The 1,125-nt window shown below is 57.4% G+C and carries 1 protein-coding gene; it reads left to right on the forward strand.

Annotated elements, in window-relative coordinates:
• Positions 1-1,125: ISL3 family transposase (locus HK44_RS05585; RefSeq protein WP_031319329.1), on the forward strand; the 1,125-nt coding region annotated here is incomplete at both ends.

Here is a 1,125-nt window from a genome sequence, read left to right on the forward strand (position 1 = left end):
GATCGAACTGATTCCCCACGCCACCCGATTCCCTTCCTGTGGCGGCTGCCAAAAGCCTTGTTCAACCACTCATGAGTATTGCGAGCGAAGTGTTCGCGATCTTCCCATTCTAGGTCGTGCGGTACGCCTTAGCGTTTTGCTCAGGCGGGTTGGCTGCCGCGATTGTGGCAAACGCATGGAGGCGGTCAGTTGGCTGGATCGCTATGCCCGCATGACGCGCCGCTTGGCCGATACGGTCATTCAGGCCTGCGAGCGCCTTCCCACTCTGCACGTAGCCCAGATGTTTGGGTTGCATTGGGACACCGTTCGGTTGCTGGAGCGTCGTGCCTTGCAGGCGGTGTTGAGCGAGCTGCCAAAGGCGCAACCGCGACACCTGATTATGGACGAGTTCGCGTTGTTCAAAGGTCATCGTTACGCCAGCGTTGTGCTGGATGCCGATACACGACGAGTGCTGTGGATCGGTGAAGGCCGTAGCCGAGCGGCAGTCAGGCCGTTCTTCGAGGAGCTGGGGCCGGAGGGCTGCGCTCGAATCGAAGCGGTGGCGATGGACATGAATACTGCTTTTGATCTGGAGGTTCGCCAGCATTGCCCGAAAGCGCGAGTGGTCTACGACCTTTTCCATGTGGTGGCCAAATATGGCCGAGAGGTGATTGATCGGGTCCGCGTCGACGAGGCTAACCGGCTGCGTCATGACAAGCCGGCTCGCAAGGTCATCAAGCAGGCGCGATGGCTGTTACTGCGTAACCCGCAGAACCTGAAAACGCCGGAACAACAGGTCCATTTGCAGGATTTGCTGGCGGCCAACCAAGCGTTGATGACGGTCTATTTGATGAAGGCTGAACTCAAAACGCTCTGGACGCCGAGTGCTGCCTGGGCTTGGAGATCGGCCTGGAAGCAATGGCTGCGCCATGCACATGAAAGCGAAATACCGGCTCTGATCCAGTTTGCCAAACGGCTAAAAGCTTACTGGCGGGGCATCGTCAGTCGGGTTCGCTGGCCGATGCACACCGGTCAGTTGGAAGGAATAAACAATCGAATAAAGGTCATCAAGCGGATGGCGTACGGTTACCGGGATAGCGAGTTCTTTTTCATGAAGATCAAGAGCGTCTTTCCCGGTAATCCGTG

The sequence above is a fragment of the Pseudomonas fluorescens HK44 genome (genome assembly GCF_000217955.3).
In the GTDB taxonomy this organism is placed as follows: domain Bacteria; phylum Pseudomonadota; class Gammaproteobacteria; order Pseudomonadales; family Pseudomonadaceae; genus Aquipseudomonas; species Aquipseudomonas fluorescens_AQ.